Source organism: Cryptosporangium aurantiacum (assembly GCF_900143005.1).
Lineage (GTDB): Bacteria > Actinomycetota > Actinomycetes > Mycobacteriales > Cryptosporangiaceae > Cryptosporangium > Cryptosporangium aurantiacum.
Genome location: NZ_FRCS01000015.1, coordinates 40,655 through 58,209 on the forward strand (window position 1 = coordinate 40,655; position 17,555 = coordinate 58,209).

The following is a 17,555-nucleotide window of genomic DNA, read 5'->3' on the forward strand; positions in this document are numbered from 1 at the left end:
GACCTACGGGTTCCGGTGCGACTCGTAGCGGAAGCCGCGGCGGCCGAAGACCACGCGGGTGCCCGGGGTGAGCGTGACCTTGCGGTGGGGGTCGAGCCGCGTCCAGGCCTCGCTGTTCGGCGGCGCGATGTGTGTCCCGTTCGCGGACGCCAGGTCGATCACGTTCACGTCCCAGCCGTCCAGCTCGATCCGGGCGTGGATCCGCGACACGACTCCCTTCGGGTCATCGATGCGCAGCGCCCGCGCCCGCCCCTGCAGCACCGCGTCGTCCCGTTCCGGCTCCCGGCCGACCACGTAGTCGGTGTCGAGCCGGAACGTCGCGCCGTCGTCGAGCACCAGCAGCCCGAGCGGCGGCCGCGGACCGGTCCGTGAGACGTGCGTGAGCTGCGCCATCGAGATGCCGCAGACCGCGCAGTACGGCACCCGCGGGTCGTTGAAGTGGTCGTTCTTGCAGTAGATGCCGAGGACGATCGGCCGCGCGTCGGCCTCCTCGGCACCGTCGGCGGGCACCGGGCCGGGCGGCGGCTGCACGTCGGCCGGCGGGAGCGGGCCGGACGTCTGCGTCCGCTCCGATGAGTCCGCCTGGTCGCCGATGAGCAGGACGGCCTCGAACGGCGCCGCCGGGTCGAAGCCCCCGACGCCCTGCGCGGCCGGTGGCGCGGACGACGGCTGCAGCGACGGGTCCGGAACCGGCTGGTCGGGCAGCACCGGGGCGGGGAGCTGCCCCTCGCGCGGCGCGGGCGGCGCCGGCGGTTCCTCGGCCGCGACCGGCGGAATCGGCCGGTCGTCGAACGACGGCATCGAGGACGGCGGCGGAGGTGGCGGTGGCGCGTCGAACGACGGCGGTGCGTCGAACGAGGGCACAGGCGGCGGCGCGTCGAACGACGGCGGCGGTGTGTCCCACGACGGCACGCCGGACGGCGGCGGCGCGTCGAACGACCCGGGCGGAGGCGGCGGCTCGTCCACCGGTGCCGACGGCGCCGGTGCGGAGAACGACGCGGGCGGCTCGTACCCGCCCCGCTGCACGGACGCCGCACCACGCGACGCTGGTTCCGGCGGCTCCGGGGTGTCCATCGGCACCGGCGGCGGCGACACGTCCAACAGCGACGCGCGCGGCACCGGAGCGACCGCGGAGTCGTCCGCGTAGGGGTCGAAGGCCTCGGTGCGCTGCAGCGGGTCCCGGTCCTCCGGCTCCGAGTCCGGGACCGCGGCGAGCGGCACGGACGGCGCAGGCGGCGCTGACGGCGCTGCGGGCTCCACCGGCGGCACGGCGGCCACCGACGGCGAGGGCGGAACCGGCGCAGGCGCTGCCAAATCCGCCGACGGAACCGGCAAAACCGGCGGCCCGGACCGCGACGGCACAGCGGACGGCGACGGACCCGACAGCCCAGACCCCGACAGCCCAGACCCCGACGGCCCAGACCCCGACGGCCCGGATCGCGGAGACACCACCGGTGCCGCCGACGAGACCGGCCGCGTCGGCGCCGACGGCACCGACGGCACCGGCGCAGCCGTCACCGCCGACGGCACCCCGAACACGAACCCACCGGCCCGCACCACACCCGCGTCCAGCCGCGACCACGGATCCGGCGCAGGAACTCCGCTCAGCGTGTCGAGCGCACCGCGGATCACCCGCGCCGGCGCCGGAATCATCCGGTCGACCCAGGTCACCGCGTCCCGACCGTCGAGCACCAGTTCGCCGTCGTCGGTCACCACGGAGACCTGCGCGTCGCCGTGCACGATCACCGCGACGCCGTCGCCGACCGGCCCGAACGCCGCGAGCGGCGGGAAGTCGGCGTCCTGGGCCGAGATCAGCAGGCTGGCCAGCCGCCGGCCGAGACGCCGCCCGTCGCCGCCCGCAGCCGACGCGATCGCGTCCAGCACCTCGGCCGTACGGTCGTCGTCGCCCTCGGGTGCGCCGTACAGGAGGACCAGGTCGCCGTACCGGGCGAGCAGGCCGGAACCGGCGACCGGCGCGAGCGCCCGGTCGTCCGGTTTGTCATCGGTAGTGCCTGTCGTCACACGAACCTCCCACCCCGGAACCGCCAGTGGATCGAGAACACCCGCATCGGGCCGTTCGCGAACACCCAGACTGCCACCCAGACCAGGATGAAGAGAATCCAGTACGAGAGTGACTGCAATCCGGTGAGACCTTCGATACCCGGAACGACGCCGGCGAGCAACAGCGCCCACACCAGCAGACCCTCGTTCAGGAACGTGAGCAGGCCGAACAGCGTCGGCCAATCCTTCTCCCACCGCCACTGCATGAGGAAGTGGTACAGCAGCTCCCAGAGAATGCCGATCACGGTGACCGTGACCAGCACCGTGAACGTGATGCGGTACTTGCTACCGAAACCTACGCCCAGCGGAAGCAGCGGCGTGACGAACAGCGTCACCAAGCCGCCGATGACCAGCGTGAACACGATTCGGCTCTGGATCCGACCCCACAGCGTGGGCAGCATCGTTAACTCCTGTCCTGGAAGTGGGGGTCAGATCTGCTGGTTCCGGGCCCATTTGAGCCACTGGCTCACCGACCGGCCGGGCCCGATGCGCTTGCAGAACCCGCGCCGGGCCAGGTCGTCGGCGATTTCCTGCGCGGCCACCTGCAGGCCGAGGAACGTGTCGACGCCCGGGAAGTATCCGCCCAGCGTCGGCGACCCGGACGCGTAGATCCGGCCCTCGCCGTTCGCGGTTCCACGCAGCTCGAACGTCCGCTCGACGTCGAGCCGCCCGACCGGGTTGCGTCCGACGCCGCTGTGGTCCATGAGGTCGGCCAGCAGCCGGTGCTCGCGGACATCGGCCTCGAGACCGGTGCAGTCGATGATGAAGTCGGCCGGGATGTCCGTGATCTGCCCGTTGCCGAGCTTGACTCGGCTGAGCGTCCGGCCGTCCGGACCGAGGTTCACGGCCTCGGCCGTGCCTTCGAGCGTGTGGTACCAGTTGCCCTGGCGTCCGGCGTTCATCTGCGCCTGCCAGCGCCGCCGCCACGGGGTGTTGGTGCCGCCCATGTCCTTGTACGCCTGCGCCCGCTCGGCGCCCTCCAGCTTGCGCATCCGCGCCTTGAGCTGGCCGCCCCATACCGACTTCGGGTAGTTGAAGCCCTGGTAGGCGAACCCGTTGCTGCCCGGGCGGCGGAGCCAGGCGTTCTTGCCGTGCGGGCCGCGCACGTACGTCCGGAACAGGTGGACGATCTGCGTCTGCAGGCCGAACTTCTCCCGGTCGTCCATCAGCCGCTGGAGCACGCGGGACGCCACGATGCCGCCGCCGCGCACCAGCACCGTGCCGGGGCGGGACTTGAGGAACGTGTAGACGTGCTCGTGGTCCTCGTAGGCGTTGACCACGTGGTGGAAGTCCTGGTGCTTGGTGCGGAACTCCTGCAGTTCGGGCAGGAACTTCAGGCCCGGGTAGCCGATACCGACGTGCACGTACTGCGACCGGTAGGCGATTCGCTTCGTCTGCGCGGCGCCGTCGGGTGGCGTCAGGATCGTGTAGTAGCCGCCACCGTGACGGCGGCGCACCATCCGCACCTGGCCCTTGACGAGCATGTCCCACCAGCGGATGCGCTTGGCCTCGCGCTCCAGGTTCTCGAACACCATGCCGGCGCGCGGGGTGTAGAAGTCCGCGAACATCGGCTCGACGAGCACCTGCCAGAGCGCCTTGAGTGACTTGTCCTTCATCGCTTCCTCGACCGCGTAGGACGGGAAGCCCCAGATGTTGTCCGGACGGGACGCCGAGTCCGACCGGATGCGCTCCGGGCGCGGGATCTGCGAGACCCGGGTCAGGTATTCGTAGGTCTGCCACGGGGTGTCGATGTTGGACAGGATCCGGATGCTCTCGGTCGGGACGCCCGCGATCCGCAGGTAGTCCACGGTCACGAACGATCCGATACCGCCACCGATGGTGAGGAACGGGACGTCGATGACCGGGATGCCCGCCGCCGCCACTAACTGGTCGGACCAGATGTCGGTCTCGATCAGCTGCGGCGTGAGATCACCACCACCGGCCGGGTACGACTGCTGCGCGGGGTACGACTGCTGCGCGGGGTACGACTGCTGCGCGGGATATGACTGTTGCGCGGGGTACGACTGCTGCTGACCCGGGGCCGAAGACGGGAACACCGACGTCGGCGGCAGCCGACGTGCGTCCCCGGAGGGAGGACCCGCCGCATACCCGGGGCCAACACCACCACCATGGTTCGGCGTCTGACCGGGGTACGGACTGCTCATAACCCTCACCATCTCCTCGCAGCACAGGAACCGCAGCGGACGCCGTCCGCCGCGACGGTGAGGTTAGGGCCACGACCTGCCGCTCCACGGGGCTGTGACGCGAATACGACTCACCCCGTGGAACGGATCAGACCCTGGCCGGTTCCGGCGACATCGCGTCGAGGAAATCCGCCGCCCAGTCGAGGAGTGCGGTGTCGCGCAACGGCTGTCCGCCGACCCGTGCCGTCGCCGGCCGGGGCACCAGGACGACGTCGACCGCCTGCTTGTACATCGACCCCGGGTAGAGCCGCTGCAACCGCATGGCCTTCGACTCCGCCAGCCGCATCGGCGCGAACCGCACCTGCTTCCCCTGCAGCGACACCTCGTTGATGTGCGCCGCCTTGGCCTTCACGCGGAACGCCGCCACCGCGAACAGGTTCTCCACCGGCTCCGGCGGGTTGCCGTACCGGTCGCGGATCTCTTCCCGGACCGCCGCCAGATCCTCGGCGGTGGTGATGCCGGCGAGCTTGCGGTACGCCTCCAGCCGCAGCCGCTCGCCCGGGATGTAGTCGTGCGGCAGGTGCGCGTCGACCGGCAGATCGACCTTCACCTCCGACTCGATCTCGGTGCGCTCGCCCTTGTACTCGGCGACCGCCTCACCGACCAGCCGGACGTACAGGTCGAAACCGACGTTCGCGATGTGCCCGGACTGCTCACCGCCGAGCAGGTTGCCGGACCCGCGAATCTCCAGGTCCTTCATCGCGACCGCCATGCCGGCACCGAGATCGGAGTTCTGCGCGATCGTCGCGAGCCGGTCGTGCGCGGTCTCGGTCAGCGGCCGCTCCGGCGGGTACAGGAAGTACGCGTACGCGCGCTCGCGCCCACGCCCCACCCGTCCCCGGATCTGGTGCAGCTGGGACAGCCCCAGCACGTCGGCCCGCTCGACGATCAGCGTGTTCGCGTTCGGAATGTCCAGACCGGACTCGACGATCGTGGTCGAGACCAGGACGTCGTACTCCTTGTCGTCGAAGCCCAGCATGACGCGCTCCAAGGCGTCCTCGTTCATCTGGCCGTGCGCGACCGCGACCCGGGCCTCGGGCACCGCGTTGCGCAGCCGCGCAGCCGCGCGCTCGATCGACTCGACCCGGTTGTGCAGGTAGAACACCTGCCCCTCACGCAGCAGCTCGCGCCGGATCGCGGCCCCGATCTGCTTTTCCTCGTACGGGCCGACGAACGTCAGCACCGGGTGCCGCTCCTCCGGCGGCGTGAGGATCGTCGACATCTCGCGGATGCCGGTCAGCGACATCTCCAGCGTCCGCGGGATCGGCGTCGCGGACATCGTCAGCACGTCGACCGCGGTGCGCATCTGCTTGAGCTGTTCCTTGTGCTCGACGCCGAACCGCTGCTCCTCGTCGACGATGACCAGCCCGAGGTCCTTGAACCGGGTGGACGACTGGAGCAGCCGGTGCGTTCCGACCACGATGTCGACCTCGCCGGACGCCAGTTTGGCGACGGTCTCGGCGGCTTCGGCGTCGGTCTGGAACCGGGACAGCTGCGCCACCACGACCGGGAACTGGGACATCCGCTCGGAGAACGTCAGGAAGTGCTGCTTGGCGAGGATCGTCGTCGGCACCAGCACCGCGACCTGCTTGCCGTCCTGCACGGCCTTGAACGCCGCCCGGACCGCGATCTCGGTCTTGCCGTAGCCGACGTCGCCGCAGATGACGCGGTCCATCGGGTAGGGCTTCTCCATGTCGCCCTTGACCTCGTTGATCGCGCCCAGCTGGTCGGGCGTCTCCACATAGGGAAACGCGTCCTCCAGCTCGCGCTGCCAGGGCGTGTCGGCCGAGAACGCGAAGCCCTTGGTGCTGGTCCGGGCCGCGTACAGCCGGATCAGCTCGCCGGCGATCTCCTTGACCGCCTTGCGCGCGCGTCCCTTCGCCTTCTGCCAGTCGGCGCCGCCCATCTTGTGCAGCGCGGGCTGCTCTCCACCGACGTACCGGGTCAGCTGCTCCAGCGAGTCGGTCGGCACGAACAGCCGGTCGCCGGGCTGGCCGCGCTTGCTCGGTGCGTACTCCAGCACCAGGTACTCGCGCTCGCCGCCGTTGATCGTCCGCTTGATCATCTCGACGTATTTGCCGACACCGTGCTGCTCGTGCACGACGTAATCACCGGGCTGAAGCTGCAGCGGGTCGACCGCGTTCCGCCGCCGGGACGGCATCCGCCCACGCTCGCGTCCGGAGCCGGCCCGCGCGCCGGTGAGGTCGGACTCGGTGAACACGACCAGCTGCGCGCTCTCCAGCAGGAACCCACCGGCGAGCTGACCGGTCGTCACCAGCACCGAGCGGGGCTCCGGCGATTTGTCCACGTCGGCGACCAGCTGTGCGCCCAGGTCGGCCTCGCGGAGCGTCTCGGTCGCCCGCTGCGCGGACCCGGGCCCCTCGAAGACCAGCACGGCCCGCCAGCCGTCGGCCACCCGGTGCCGCAGCTCCTCGACCGCCCGTGCGGTGTCGCCGCGGTAGGCGTCGACCGACTTCGCGTCGAGCGTCAACGACTCCCGGGCTGCACCCGGATCGTCGACCGTGGGGATGTGTACGTCGGTCGCATCGTCTGCTTCCAACGATTCGGACGTCACGGAGGGCGCCACCGTGCCGAACGGCGCCACCGTCCACCACGGCAGGCCACGGCCGATCGCCGCCGAGCGCACGTCGGCCAGGCTGCGGAACGCGGCGGCTCCCAGATCGATCGGCGCCTCACCACCGCCCGCGGCGGCGGCCCAGGACGCGGCCAGGAACTCGGCGCTGGTGGCGACCAGGTCACGGGCGCGCGCCCGGATCCGCTCCGGGTCGCAGAGCAGCACGTGCGTTCCGGCCGGCAGCGTCTCGACCAGCAGCTCGAGCTCGCCCGAGCCCTCGAGCAGCGCCGGGGTCAGCGACTCCATGCCCTCGACCGGGATGCCGTCGGCGACCTTGTCGAGCATCTCGGCCAGCGCCGGGTGGTCCTTGGCCAGCTGCGACGCCCGCTCGCGGACCTCCGGGGTGAGCAGCAGTTCACGGCACGGCGGCGCCCAGAGGCCGTGCGCCGCGATCTCCAGCGACCGCTGGTCGGCGACCGCGAAGTACCGGACCTCCTCGACCTCGTCGCCCCAGAACTCGACCCGGACCGGATGCTCCTCGGTCGGCGGGAACACGTCGAGGATGCCGCCGCGGACCGCGAACTCGCCGCGCTTCTCGACCAGGTCGACCCGGGCGTACGCGATGCCGACCAGCCGCTCGACGACGTCTTCCAGCGGGGCGGTGTCGCCCGCCTGCAGCCCGACCGGCTCCAGCTCACCGAGGCCGGCCAGCTGCGGCTGCAGCACGCTGCGGACCGGCGCGATGACGACGTCGAGCGGGCCGGTCGTCGGGTCGTCGGTGGACGGGTGCGCCAGCCGCCGGAGCACCGCGAGCCTGCGGCCGATCGTGTCGGCGCGCGGGGACAGCTTCTCGTGCGGCAGCGTCTCCCAGGCCGGGTAGACCGCGACGCGATCGGGCCGCAGCAGGCAGGTCAGCGCGGCCGCGAGGTCGTCGGCTTCGCGACCGGTCGCGGTGACCGCGAGTACCGGTGAGCGGCGTCCGGCGTCGGCCCGCGCGGCGGCGAGCGTGGCGACCACGAACGGACGCAACGACTCGGGTGCGGTGAGGTCGAGCTCCCCCGCCGCATCGGCGGTGGCGCGCCGCGCGGCCTGGCTCAGCGCCGGGTCGGTGCGGGCAGCGTCGAGCAGACCACTGAGGCTCATTCGGATGCCTTCCACTTCACAGGCCGGCCGGGATGCACGGATTAGCCCGGACGCGCACGCCAAAGAGGCCCCAACCGAGCGTATGCAGGGCCGGGAGCCGGTGGCCACGCACTCGCAAGACTACGCCGAGGCACCGACAAGACGAGGTGCGCACGGGCTCGCACGGCGGTAGCCCGGCCCGATCGACGAGTCAATTGTTGGCAGCGGACCCACAAGTTTCCGGCTGACAGAGCGCACAATGTGCGCCCGTTGTTCCCGGATGGCTGGGGAATTGCACCAAGCCGCGGATTAGCGCCATCTTCGGCTGGCGAGTTTCGGTACCGTCGCTCCACCCCAGCAGGAGGCTCCCACCAGCGAGGAGATCGGCGATGCCGTTACCGCCAGCGGACCCTCGGAATCACCGCGGCCGGCATGCCCGGCCGCGAGTCGTACCCGAGGTCGTGGAGGCCGAGCTGGTCGAGCCGGTTCCGTCGCCGCTGGACGACACCACGGTCATCGACGTCGATGTGATCGACCTCCCACCGGAGCGCGCCACCGGTTACCAGCCGGACGGCCGGGGCACGACCCCGCTCGTGACGACCGGACGAGCCGCTGGGCGCTGGGTGAAGTGGTTACGCGCACGCGGCGAGGACCCCGACGACCTGCTGCCGAGCGCGCGCCCGGCTCACCCCGTACGCCCCGGCCGCGCCGGCCGCCACGCCACGCCCCCGCCGCCCCCGGCTCCAGCTCCGGCCGAGATGAAGGCCGCTCCCGCCGCTCCGCCCGACCCGAACGCTCCGGCCGACCCGAGCGCGGCTGCGGCCCCGAGCGCGGCGGCGGCCCCGAGCGCGGCGGCGGCCCCGAGCGCGGCGGCGGCCCCGAGCGCGGCGGCGGCCCCGAGCGCGGCGGCGGCCCCGAGCACGGCGGGTGGGACACGGACCGTGGCGGCGCCGGTGGAGGTGCCGCGGCGCGATGACGAACCGGTGCCGGCCCGCGAAGCGCCTGCGCACAGCGTCCCCCGGGAGCAGGTAACGCGGGAGGGGGCGGAGCCGCGGACGCGGACGGCGGGAAGCGACGCCGGCGGATGGCGGTCTTACCTGCGCGCCGGGCTGCTCGTGGTCGGCGCGCTGGGGATCCAGCTGGCGTTCATCCTGTCGTACGTCGGAGCGTGGCACGCGCCGGTCGCCGACGGCCTGCCGGTCGCGATCGTGACGTCATCGTCGGTGGAGCAGTTTCAGGCGCAGGTGGATCGCGAGTCGGAGGCCGTGGCGACCCGGACGTACACCGACCGCACCGAGGCGTTCGAGGCGCTCGGCGACCAGGACGTCTACGCGGTGCTGATGAGCAGCGGCAACGGACTCGAACTCCACCTCGCGTCCGCCGCGAGCGGCGCGGCAGCCGAGTCGCTCACCCAGGTGTACGGCCAAGTGTCCACCACGACCGGCACGCAGCTCGAGGTCTACGACGACTATCCGCTGCCGGACACCGACAACCGGGGGATCTCGCCGTTCTACCTGGTCGTCGGGTGGGTGGTCGGCGGCTACCTGGTCTCGACGCTGCTCTCGTTCATCGCCGGGGCGCACCCGGAACCGCGTCGCGGGCGGATCCGCGTGCTGTCGCTGCTGGGGTACGCGGTGCTGTCCGGCATCGGCGGCGCGATGATCGTCGGGCCGGTGCTCGGCATCTGGCAGGGCGACACGGTCGGGCTGGCCACTCTCGGCGTCCTCGTCGTGTTCGGCGCGGCGGTGACCGCGGCCGCGCTGTCCGCGCTGTTCGGCGCGGTCGGGACCGGGCTGACGATCCTCCTGCTGGTGGTGCTCGGCAACCCCGGATCGGGTGGGCCGTTCGCGCCGGAGATGCTGCCCGAGCCGTTCCGCGACCTGCACGTCTGGCTGCTGCCCGGCGCCGCGACGACCGCCACCCGCTCGATCGTGTACTTCGACGGGCAGGGCATCGCCGGTGCCTACGCGGTGCTACTGCTCTGGTGCGCGATCGGCTCCGCGCTCTACCTGACGTCGATCACGCTGCGTGGCAAGCTACGGCGCGGACGTCCCACTACTTGATCGATGCCGAGGTAGCGAGCCGGACCTCTCATCGAGGCTCTAGGCTGGGCTAACGCGGGACATCGAGGTCCCTGGAGTCCGACCTTAGCCCGGGGAGTCGTCATGCCCGACACGGCCGTGCCCTCTGACCTGTGGGGGCTGGGCAGCGTCACGCCCGACGACGCGAACCAGGCCGACCGCGAGCTGCGCGCCGACATCCGGCGGATGGGCAACCTGCTCGGCGAGACGCTGGTTCGCCAGGAGGGGCCCGATCTGCTGGAGCTGGTCGAGAAGGTGCGGGCAGCCGCCCGCAGCGACGCCGCGGCCGCCGCGGACGCGCTGTCGGGCATCGGCATCCCGACCGCGATCCGGCTGGTCCGGGCGTTCGCCACGTACTTCCACCTGGCGAACATCACCGAGCAGGCGCATCGCGGCCGCGAGCTGCGCCGCCGCCGGGCGACCCAGGGTGGCTGGCTGGACGGGGCGGCCCGCCTGATCAAGGCACGCGGCCTGACGTCGGAGGAGATCGCGACCGGTGCGGAGCACCTGGCGATCCGTCCGGTGTTCACCGCCCACCCCACCGAGGCGGCACGCCGCTCGACGCTGGCCAAGCTGCGCCGGGTCGCCGACCTGCTGGAGGCGGAGTCGACCGAGGCCGCGGTGTCCGGCATCAGCGACGGGCCGGTCAGCAGGCGGACGAACCGCGAGCTCGCCGAGGTCGTCGACCTGCTCTGGCAGACCGACGAGCTGCGGCTAGAAAAGCCGGAGCCCACCGACGAGGCCCGCAACGCGATCTACTACCTCAACGACCTGCACGCCGACGCGGCGCCCGAGGTGCTGACCGAGCTGGCCGACACGCTGGCCGACCTCGGCGTGGAGGTGCCGCCGACCGCGACGCCGCTGACGTTCGGCAGCTGGATCGGCGGTGACCGGGACGGCAACCCGTTCGTCTCCGCCCAGGTCACCCTCGATGTGCTGCGGCTGCAGCACGAGTACGGCATCCGCGACACCGACGCCGGGCTGGCCGCGCTGGTCGAGGAACTGTCGGTCTCCGACCAGGTCGTCGAGGTGTCGCCGGAGCTGCTGGAGAGCGTCGCCGCCGACCTGGCGAACCTGCCCGAGCTGGAGGCGCGCTACCGGCGGGTCAACGCGACCGAGCCGTACCGGCTGAAGATCCGGTGCATGCGGACGAAGCTCGCCAACACCCGGGCGCGGCTGGCCCGCAACACCCCGCACCAGCCGGGCCGTGACTACCTCGGCTCCACCGAGCTGGTCGCCGACCTGGAGCTGATGCGGCGGTCGCTGCTCGAGCATCGCGGGACGCTGATCGCGAACGGCACGCTCACCAAGCTGATCCGCACGGTCTCGGCGTTCGGGCTGCACCTGGCGACGCTCGACATCCGCGAGCACTCCGGCGCCCACCACCAGGCGCTCGCGCAGTTCGTCGACCACGTCGCCGAACTCGACGTGCCGTACGCGGAGCTGACCCGCGAGGCCCGCACGTCGTATCTCGGTCGCGAACTGGCGGGACGGCGTCCGCTCGCGGGTGCCGACATCCGGCTCGACGAGGCGGGCGCGAAGACGTTCGGCGTGTTCGGCGCCGTCCGCGAGATCCTCGACCAGTTCGGGCCCGAGGTGATCGAGTCGTACATCATCTCGATGACCGAGGGCGTCGACGACGTGCTCGCGGCGGCCGTGCTGGCCCGCGAGGCGGGGCTGGTCGACGTCAACAGCGGCCTGGCACGGATCGGGTTCGTGCCGCTGCTCGAGCAGGTCGCCGAGTTGAAGGCGGCCGGCGAGATCCTCGACCAGCTGCTCTCGATCCCGGCCTACCGGACGATCGTCGCCGCGCGCGGGGACGTCCAGGAGGTCATGCTCGGGTACTCCGACTCGAACAAGGACGCCGGGATCACGTCGTCGCAGTGGGAGATCCACCGGGCGCAGCGGGCGCTGCGGGACGTCGCTCAGCGGCACGGCGTCCGGCTGCGGCTGTTCCACGGACGCGGCGGCACGGTCGGCCGCGGTGGTGGCCCGACCCACGAGGCGATCCTGGCGCAGCCGTACGGCACGCTCGACGGCGCGATCAAGGTCACCGAGCAGGGTGAGGTCATCTCCGACAAGTACGCGGTGTCGGCGCTGGCCAGGGAGAACCTGGAGCTCACGGTCGCGGCCGTGCTGCAGGCGACGCTGCTGCACACCGAGCCGCGGCAGCCGCAGGCCGACCTCGACGCCTGGTCGGAGCTGATGGACAAGGTGGCCGCGCCCGCGCAGCAGGCGTACCGCGACCTGATCCACGACCCCGACCTGCCGCGGTACTTCTGGGCCTCGACGCCGGCCGAGTTGCTCGGCGCGCTGAACATCGGGTCGCGTCCGGCGAAGCGTCCGGATACCGGGTCGGGGTTGGCCGGGCTCCGGGCGATCCCGTGGGTGTTCGGGTGGACGCAGTCCCGGCAGATCGTGCCGGGTTGGTACGGGGTCGGCACCGGGCTGGCCGCCGCTCGGGAGGCCGGGCTCGGCGACCTGCTCGCCGACGCCTACGCCCGCTGGCACTTCTTCCGGACGTTCGTGTCGAACGTCGAGATGACGCTGGTCAAGACCGACCTGTCGATCGCCCGCCGGTACGTGGAGCGGCTGGTCGATCCGGCGCTGCGGCACATCTTCGACAAGATCGTCGCCGAGCACGACCGGAGCGTGGCCGAGATCCTGCGGATCACCGGTGAGCCGGCGCTGCTCGACGCCCAGCCGGTCCTGCAGCGGACGCTGGCGGTGCGCGACACGTATCTGCAGCCGCTGCACCACCTGCAGATCGAGCTGCTGGCGCGGTACCGGGCGAACGAGGACGACCCGCAGTTGCAGCGTGCGCTGCTGCTGACGATCAACGGCGTCGCAGCCGGGATGCGTAACACCGGCTAGGCCGCGGGAAGGGGACTCCGCGCGTAGTATTCGGCTCACCGCACATGTCAGGTGACAGCTCGATCTGTCGCCTCGGCGCCGTTCGGTCAATGCCGACCGCGCGGTCCCCGTCCTGTCCGTAACGCCGACGACACGATTCTGTCGTCGGCGTGCAGCGCATTGGCGGAGGACTTGCCATGAAGGCGAGAACACTCGGCACAGATGGGCCGCGCGTCAGCGCGGTCGGGCTCGGCTGCATGAGTCTGAGCTGGTCTTATTCGGCTTCGACCAGGGATGACGACATCTCGGTCGCGGTCATCGCATCCGCGCTCGACCACGGTGTGACGTTCTTCGACACCGCCGACGTGTACGGCGCCGGCTCCAACGAGGAGATCGTCGGCCGCGCGTTACGCAAGCATCGCCACGAGGTCACGGTGGCCACCAAGGTGGGGCTCGTGCCGGGAGGTGCCGATGGCTCCCCCGACCACATCGAGACCGCGATCGACGCGAGCCTCTACCGGCTCGGTGACGACGCCGTCGACCTCTACTACCTGCACCGGGTGGATCCGGGCGTGCCGCTCGCGGAGAGCTGGGGCGCGATGGCGTCGCTCGTCGAGAAGGGCAAGGTGCGCCACCTCGGGCTGTCCGAGGTGACCGTCGAGCAGGCCGCCGAGGCACACGCGATCCACCCGGTCACCGCGATCCAGTCCGAGTTCTCGCTGTGGACCAGGGATCCGCAGGAGGCCGGGGTCCTCGACTGGTGCCGGGACAACGGCGTGGCGTTCGTGCCGTTCGCACCGCTGGGCCGTGGCGTGCTCAACGGCGCGGTCACCGCGGCCCGTGAGCTTCCGGCCCGGGGGCCGGAAGGCCGGGGACCGGAGGGCCGTGGGCCTTCGGCGAACCGGACCTTGGGGCTGCTGCGGGAGGTGGCGGCGCGGCACTGGGCGACGCCGGCGCAGATCGCGATCGCGTGGGTGCTGGCGCAGGGCGAGCACGTGATCCCGATTCCCGGGACCAAACACCGCCGCTACCTGCAGGAGAACGTCGGCGCGGCCCGTCTGGTGCTGACCCCGGAAGACCTCGACGACCTCGCCGCTCGGCAGCAGCTACTGAGTCCGCACCCGGGGCCGTAGGTAACCCAGCGCGAGGATCGCCAGGACGCCGAGGCAGAGCGCGCCAGAGCCGCCCACCAGGTACAACATCCGGCGGGGCGGTCCGCTGGGCGCGACCGGCACCACCGCGGGCACGATCAGGTCGGCGATCACCTGCGGATCGTCGACGCTCTGCCGCACGCCGGCGCGGGCGAGCGCGTTCGCGACCTCGGCGCCGCCCGTGGCGTCCGGGCCGGTGACGCTGATCCGCAGGCTGACCGTGGCCGGCTGCTGCACGACGTGGGCGCTCTTCGCGACGACACCCCGACGGAGGCCGAGCGTGGTAGCGACGCCCTCCAGCGTCGCCGGGGCGGAAAGGTACGCGACGTACCGGCTGGCGGCGAGCGTCAGGTCGTCCGAGCCGACTTCCCCGGTGTCGCGCGGCGACAGGCTCAGGACCGCGGTGCTGGTGTAGGTGTCCGGTTGCGCGTGGACGTAGCCGACCGACGTCGCGGCCAGGCAGACGACCAGCGCGACCACCAGTGCGAGCGGTGAGCCACGGTTCATCGGGCGATCGCCTCCGCGAGCTCGCGTTGCTCCGTCTCGACGGGTGCCGCCGGAGGGGGCGGAGTGCGGCGGCGCCAGGCGAGCAGCCCGAGGCCGGCCGTGAGCAGGACGCTCGCCCCGGCTCCGGCCAGCACCGCGGGCGGGACGACCGGGCCGAACACCGGTGCCGGGCCGGGCGTGCGGGTGATCGCCACCTGCCCGAGCGGGCTCGGCACCTGCTCACCGGCGGTCAGCAGCGCCGTCCCGTCGTCGGTGTAAGTGATCGCCTCGCCCTGGGGCGCACGGCCGAGCGCCATCTGACGCGGGACGCCGGTCCGCAACGCGCGGGCGACGTCGCCGTCCGGCGCGTCCCACTCCAGGGCCGCTCCGGGGGTACGCAGGACGAAGCGGACGCCGTCCGGGGACACCGCGCCGCCGGTGACCGCCAGCGCGTCCCCGGTGCGCCCCGGCAGCAACGGACGCAGATCGAGCGTCCCGACCCGGCGAAGCGTGCTCGTCGGCTCCAGCGGCAGGTCAGCCGCGTAGATCCCGGCGACCCCGGTCCGGACCTTGGTCACGAGCACGACCTGGCCGGTCAGCGTCACCAGCAGCGCTTCGACGTCCCGCGCGCCGTCCGGGTAGCGCAGGTCGTACCGGCTGACCGCGTTGACCGTAGGGATCGGGTTGTCCCGTGTCACCGGCTGGCCGGCGCGGGCCGAGTCGAGCGTCCGGCCTGGTACCCAGCGGTACAGCGACACCGCGTTGCGGCTGCTGGTGTTGCCACCGGTGTCGGCGAGCCAGAGCGCGCCGTCCGCGGTGAGCCCGATGTCCTCCAGGTCGACGGCCTTCGTGCCGCTCGCGCGCAACGTGGCCCGCGGATCGTGGGCGGTCGGGAGCGTGAGGATCGTCTGCCGCACGGCGCGGCAACGGCCGTCGAGCTGCCAGACCGTCACCGGCGCGGTGTCGTTGACCACGTACAGCGCGCCGCGGCTGGCCGCCATGCCACTGACCTGGTCGAGCCGGGGATCGGTGACCGTGCAGCGTGTCGACGGCGCGCCGTACGTCGTCCGCGACCCGTCGTCGGCGCGTACGTGGCCCGCGCTCGCGCCGAGGAGCCCTACGGCGAGCAGCGCGGTCACCCACGACATCACCCGCGCCCGCGTCGCCGGACCACCCACCCGCGCCTCCGCGTCCGCCCCGCCGGGCACGCCCGGCAATTCCTGTGCGCCCTGAGGCTACCGTCTTCAGCCGTTTAGTGTTGCCCCGTACCTAAAAGTCCAGTTATGCGTTTGACTGTCCAGGAAGTACCAGTTCGCGTACTTTGCGAACTTCGCGGCGTGAAGGCGGTGGGCGACGGGGCGACGTCCTTCCTCGGCTCCCTCGCCGGATACGAGGGGGACGGATGATCGACCGGGGCGTCCGGAGTACCAGCTGTGCCGATTCCGAAACGCGACCGGGAGTCGCCAGATGACCGCGGAGCAGGTCACCGACACCCTCGTCCTACCCAGAATCCCCGAAGCGGTCGAGGCGGCAGCGCAGGCGACGCCGGCCGACCGCCAGGACGCCCTGCGCAGAGCCGCGGTCGCCGCCTGCGACGCCGTGGCCGCGGTCGCGACCGCGGTCGCACTCGGCGGGCTCCTCGACGCACTACCGCTCCAGGAAGCGCTGGCGGTGCCTGCGGGTTGGACGCTCACCGCCTGGGCAGTCGGTGCCTACCACCGGCGCCGGTTGAAGATCCGGCTGTGCGACGCCAAGGCCATCCTGGTGACGACCGTGACGCTGTGGGCCGTGGTGGGCGTCGCGACGGCGGTCGCCCCGCAGTCCGGCGTCCGCGCGCTGATGCTGGTGGCCGTCCCGGCCACCGCGCTCGCGGTCGCGCTGACCCGGACGGCGTTGACCCAGCTCACCCGCGCCGGTGGGGCGTTGGCGGCTGCTCCGGTGGTGCTCTACGGCCCGCAGGACGCGGTGCGGCGCTACTGCGCCTCTGCCCGGCGTGACGTCCACGCGCCGACGATCGCCGCGGCGTGCGTGACCGACCTCGGCCACACCGGATGGAACTCCGCCGACTGGGACGACGCACCCGGCGAGGCCGAGCGAACCGTCGACCTGTCGGCGCTGACCGTGACCGGCCTACCCGGCGGGCGTGGCCTGCCGGTCGTGGACGCGACCGCACGCGCCGACGACGAGCCGGGACGGGCGATGGACGCGGTGATCAACACCGTGCGGCGGACCGGCGCGGACACCGTGGTGGTCACCGGCGAGTGCGATCCGGACACGCTCCGGGCGCTCTCCTGGCGCTTGGAAGAGCACGCAGTCGGCGTCGCGGTCACCCCGTTGTGGCCGGTCAGCCCGGAGCGGGTGTCGGTACGGGCCTACGGGGACGCGACGCTGGTCGAGGTCACGCCGCCCCGGTACGACGGGGCCCGGATCGCGCTGCGGTACCTGGTCGACCGGGCGATCGCCGCCGCGGCGCTCGTCGCACTGTCGCCGCTGCTGCTCGGCGTCGCGCTCGTGGTGAAGCTGACCAGCCCGGGGCCGGTGTTCTTCACCCAGCTCCGTACCGGCCAGGGCGGCAGGCGGTTCCGGCTGCTGAAGTTCCGGACGATGGTCGCGGACGCCGAGGCGCTGAAGGACGCGCTGTCCGGCGCGAACCAGTACACCGCCGGGACGTTGTTCAAGGTCAGAGACGACCCGCGGATCACACCGGTCGGCACGATCCTGCGCGCGCTCTCGCTCGACGAGCTGCCGCAGCTGGTGAACGTCGTCCGCGGCGACATGGCGCTGGTCGGGCCGCGACCCACCGCGACTCCACCCGAGCAGATGCCGCCCGACTACCGGCGCCGCACGCTCGTGAAGCCGGGGATGACCGGGCTTTGGCAGGTCAGCGGGCGGTCGAACCTGCCGTGGGAGGAAGCGGTCCGGCTCGACCTGCGCTACGTGGAGAACCGATCGCTCGCGATGGACATCGACATCGTCCGCCGGACGCTGCCCGCGGTGCTCTCCCGCGACGGCGCGTACTGAG

10 protein-coding genes are annotated in these 17,555 nt (G+C 72.1%); 4 read left to right on the forward strand and 6 right to left on the reverse strand.

The genetic code is table 11. From position 1 onward, the window contains the following. Positions 1 to 3: 3 nt before the first annotated feature. The 4 genes from BUB75_RS34525 to mfd all read right to left on the reverse strand — a co-directional run bounded on the left by BUB75_RS34525 (position 4) and on the right by mfd (position 7,983). The gene (locus BUB75_RS34525; protein ID WP_073263272.1) at positions 4 to 2,022 is read right to left on the reverse strand and encodes an FHA domain-containing protein; all 2,019 of its coding nucleotides are present in this window, start codon (positions 2,020 to 2,022) and stop codon (positions 4 to 6) included. After that, on the reverse strand, positions 2,019 to 2,462 hold the full coding sequence (locus tag BUB75_RS34530) for a hypothetical protein (protein ID WP_073263274.1): 444 nt from the start codon (positions 2,460 to 2,462) through the stop codon (positions 2,019 to 2,021). Before BUB75_RS34530 ends, BUB75_RS34525 begins: the two co-directional genes overlap by 4 nt. A 27-nt stretch (positions 2,463 to 2,489) precedes the next feature. Continuing rightward, positions 2,490 to 4,226 carry a hypothetical protein gene (locus tag BUB75_RS34535; RefSeq protein WP_218617950.1) on the reverse strand — a complete coding sequence of 579 codons (1,737 nt, stop codon included), beginning with the start codon at positions 4,224 to 4,226 and terminating at the stop codon, positions 2,490 to 2,492. A gap of 127 nt (positions 4,227 to 4,353) precedes the next feature. Further along, positions 4,354 to 7,983 (reverse strand): transcription-repair coupling factor, encoded by a 3,630-nt coding sequence (gene mfd / locus BUB75_RS34540; protein ID WP_073263278.1) that lies wholly within the window; start codon positions 7,981 to 7,983, stop codon positions 4,354 to 4,356. A gap of 368 nt (positions 7,984 to 8,351) precedes the next feature. Here mfd and BUB75_RS44560 point away from each other — a divergent pair, with 368 nt between their 5' ends. From BUB75_RS44560 to BUB75_RS34555, 3 genes are all read left to right on the forward strand, one after another. Continuing rightward, a complete protein-coding gene (locus BUB75_RS44560; protein ID WP_143175605.1) occupies positions 8,352 to 10,025 on the forward strand; it encodes an ABC-2 transporter permease in 1,674 nt (557 codons plus the stop codon). A 102-nt stretch (positions 10,026 to 10,127) separates the two neighbouring features. Then, a complete protein-coding gene (gene ppc / locus BUB75_RS34550) occupies positions 10,128 to 12,917 on the forward strand; it encodes a phosphoenolpyruvate carboxylase (protein WP_084742078.1) in 2,790 nt (929 codons plus the stop codon). A 176-nt stretch (positions 12,918 to 13,093) separates the two neighbouring features. Continuing rightward, the gene (locus BUB75_RS34555) at positions 13,094 to 14,029 is read left to right on the forward strand and encodes an aldo/keto reductase (RefSeq protein ID WP_073263280.1); all 936 of its coding nucleotides are present in this window, start codon (positions 13,094 to 13,096) and stop codon (positions 14,027 to 14,029) included. Here the strand turns inward: BUB75_RS34555 and BUB75_RS34560 are convergent. Then, the gene (locus BUB75_RS34560; RefSeq protein ID WP_073263282.1) at positions 14,003 to 14,554 is read right to left on the reverse strand and encodes a YveK family protein; all 552 of its coding nucleotides are present in this window, start codon (positions 14,552 to 14,554) and stop codon (positions 14,003 to 14,005) included. The genes BUB75_RS34555 and BUB75_RS34560 overlap by 27 nt on opposite strands. Next, entirely contained in the window at positions 14,551 to 15,741 is a 1,191-nt protein-coding gene (locus BUB75_RS34565) for a hypothetical protein (protein ID WP_073263284.1), read from the reverse strand. Before BUB75_RS34565 ends, BUB75_RS34560 begins: the two co-directional genes overlap by 4 nt. Before the next feature lie 259 nt (positions 15,742 to 16,000). Here BUB75_RS34565 and BUB75_RS34570 point away from each other — a divergent pair, with 259 nt between their 5' ends. Further along, positions 16,001 to 17,554, forward strand: coding sequence for a sugar transferase (locus BUB75_RS34570; protein WP_073263286.1), 1,554 nt, complete (start codon positions 16,001 to 16,003; stop codon positions 17,552 to 17,554). Position 17,555: the final 1 nt, after the last annotated feature.

Excerpts from the sequence above, each read along its gene's own strand:
- BUB75_RS34530 (WP_073263274.1), bottom strand. The coding sequence starts at position 2,462 with ATGCTGCCCACGCTGTGGGGTCGGATCCAGAGCCGAATCGTGTTCACG.
- BUB75_RS34535 (WP_218617950.1), bottom strand. The coding sequence starts at position 4,226 with ATGAGCAGTCCGTACCCCGGTCAGACGCCGAACCATGGTGGTGGTGTT.
- mfd (WP_073263278.1), bottom strand. The coding sequence starts at position 7,983 with ATGAGCCTCAGTGGTCTGCTCGACGCTGCCCGCACCGACCCGGCGCTG.
- BUB75_RS44560 (WP_143175605.1), top strand. The coding sequence starts at position 8,352 with ATGCCGTTACCGCCAGCGGACCCTCGGAATCACCGCGGCCGGCATGCC.
- ppc (WP_084742078.1), top strand. The coding sequence starts at position 10,128 with ATGCCCGACACGGCCGTGCCCTCTGACCTGTGGGGGCTGGGCAGCGTC.
- BUB75_RS34555 (WP_073263280.1), top strand. The coding sequence starts at position 13,094 with ATGAAGGCGAGAACACTCGGCACAGATGGGCCGCGCGTCAGCGCGGTC.
- BUB75_RS34560 (WP_073263282.1), bottom strand. The coding sequence starts at position 14,554 with ATGAACCGTGGCTCACCGCTCGCACTGGTGGTCGCGCTGGTCGTCTGC.
- BUB75_RS34570 (WP_073263286.1), top strand. The coding sequence starts at position 16,001 with ATGACCGCGGAGCAGGTCACCGACACCCTCGTCCTACCCAGAATCCCC.